This is a genomic window from Variovorax sp. 679 (genome assembly GCF_003952185.1).
GTDB lineage: Bacteria > Pseudomonadota > Gammaproteobacteria > Burkholderiales > Burkholderiaceae_C > Variovorax.
This window is the reverse complement of sequence record NZ_RXFS01000044.1, coordinates 1-1,188: the sequence shown is the minus strand read 5'-3', so window position 1 is coordinate 1,188 and position 1,188 is coordinate 1. Positions and strand designations below refer to the sequence as shown.

Genomic DNA, 1,188 nt, shown 5'->3' with positions numbered 1-1,188 from the left:
TCAAGACGGGCACGCAACTCAGCATCTGGCACCGCACCTTGCGCGCTCAAGGCAACAAGTTCGCCGAGCAGCGTTTTGTACATTGCGGCCCAATTGACGGTAGCGGGGACATCGGCGGCAGCCTGACGCCACAGATCGGCGATCCGGCGCTGCACCATAAGGATCAACTGGTCTGTGGTGGTGAACAGGCAATACCGAAGAAAGCATGCGACCTCCACGGTGCGCGCTGGCTCTTTGATCTTGGCTCCGGCTGAGGGCGGCCTGGAGACAAGTCGGCGCGCGTAGCGGCGCAAGATGAGATCGGGGATGTCTGCCAGGTGCTTATGAACGTCCAGCGTGTAAAGCAGGTCGATGCGCTCCAGTACCTCGCTGATTTGGCGGGTTGAGTGTTTCGCCGGTGCAGCCCATAGCCAACTCTGCTGGGTTTGTCCATCTGGGCGCAGCTCTGAAACTGAGGCTCGCCAGCGATCAAGTGTTGCTGGATCAACGCTGGCGGCGATGGCGGTGCCTGTTTCAACTTCAAGCTGGGCAAGTGCCGCCGCAATCAGTGTCCGAATTGCCCGCTCGTGCACGATCACCAGCTTGTTCTTGTACAGCCATTGACGCGCCCGCACGAGTAGCTGATCGCGGTCGGCGCAGCGCGCCACTTCGTCGCGCAGTTCACGTACCAGTGAGCGGCGCTGGTGCTCGCTCATCCACTGGAATCCAAGGACCGTGCAGGCTACTTGTTGGTGATCGAATAGCGTGCGCCCGCGTTCATACATGGCTCTCAGCGAGGCGACTTCTGGTGCTGCAATGCCAAGCTCGTTGCCAAGGTGGCGCCACAAGGCTACTGGAATTACCCGAAAGGCACCGAGCAAACGCCCACTCATGCGCAGGAAACCAATATGGAGCGCCAGACCAAGCTTGTGGGAATCACCTCGGCGTGCATTGATTGCGTCGCGCTCGGCACCATCGAAGGTGAAAAATGCCTTCATCTCGAAGTCGCTGATATCGCGGGGGAGCCCACGCATCCCCAAAAACGTTGTGTGCCAACCCTGCATCGTGAACCTCAAAAGTGGGAGGCCACCATACCCGTTTACAAAGCGAACAGGAAAGTCAATGAAATCAACGGTCTACCCAGACCACCCCCGCGCCAGTGCTAGCTTTGCGTACCGTCACTTATTGCACTGAAAACGAGGAGACCCC

At 58.9% G+C, this 1,188-nt stretch carries 1 protein-coding gene; it reads right to left on the bottom strand.

Features of this window, described 5'->3' with window-relative positions:
- A partial coding sequence (locus EJO71_RS34220) for a DUF4158 domain-containing protein (RefSeq protein ID WP_125953068.1) occupies nucleotides 1-1,043 on the bottom strand: 1,043 nt, incomplete at its 3' end.
- Between the last annotated feature and the right edge of the window lie 145 nt (nucleotides 1,044-1,188).